The 813-nt window shown below is 54.2% G+C and carries 1 protein-coding gene; it reads right to left on the bottom strand.

Going from position 1 to position 813, the window contains the following annotated elements; translation table 11 throughout:
- Window positions 1–755 precede the first annotated feature (755 nt).
- The coding region (locus tag DMH08_RS42915; RefSeq protein ID WP_199748243.1) for a colicin release lysis protein at window positions 756–813 on the bottom strand (58 nt) is incomplete at its 5' end.

Here is an 813-nt window from a genome sequence, read left to right as displayed (position 1 = left end):
CGCTACGCTCGGTCGTTCGGCTGCGGCGAGCGGTATCAGCTCACGCAAAGACGGTAATGCGGTTATCCACAGAATCAGGGGATAAGGCCGGAAAGAACATGTGAACAAAAAGGCAAAACCAAGGAAAAAGGCCGCGCCGCTGGCGTTTTTCCATAGGCTCCGCCCCCCTGACGAGCATCACAAAAATCGACGCTCAAGTCAGAGGTGGCGAAACCCGACAGGACTATAAAGATCCCAGGCGTTTCCCCCTGGTCGCTCCCTCGTGCGCTCTCCTGTTCCGACCCTGCCGCTTACCGGATACCTGTCCGCCTTTCTCCCTTCGGGAAGCGTGGCGCTTTCTCATAGCTCACGCTGTTGGTATCTCAGTTCGGTGTAGGTCGTTCGCTCCAAGCTGGGCTGTGTGCACGAACCCCCCGTTCAGCCCGACCGCTGCGCCTTATCCGGTAACTATCGTCTTGAGTCCAACCCGATAAGACACGACTTAGAGCCAGTGGCAGCAGCAGTTGGTAACTTGGTTAGCAGAGCGATGATGGCGCAAATGGTGCAACAGAGTTCTTGAAGTAGTGGCCCGACTACGGCTACACTGGAAGGACAGTATTTGGTATCTGCGCTCTGCTGAAGCCAGTTACCTCGGTTAAGCAGTTCCCCAACTGACTTAACCTTCGATCAAACCGCCTCCCCAGGCGGTTTTTTCGTTTACAGGCAGCAGATTACGCGCAGAAAAAAAGGATCTCAAGAAGATCCTTTGATCTTTTCTACTGAACAGAGATCCCCGTCAATTTAGAAGAAGATGATGGAGCCACAGTCCCTCCC

It is taken from the genome of Actinomadura sp. WAC 06369 (assembly GCF_003947565.1).
Taxonomy (GTDB): domain Bacteria; phylum Actinomycetota; class Actinomycetes; order Streptosporangiales; family Streptosporangiaceae; genus Spirillospora; species Spirillospora rifamycini.
The sequence above is the reverse complement of the archived record's forward strand: the minus strand, read 5'-3'. Positions and strand labels throughout refer to the sequence as shown.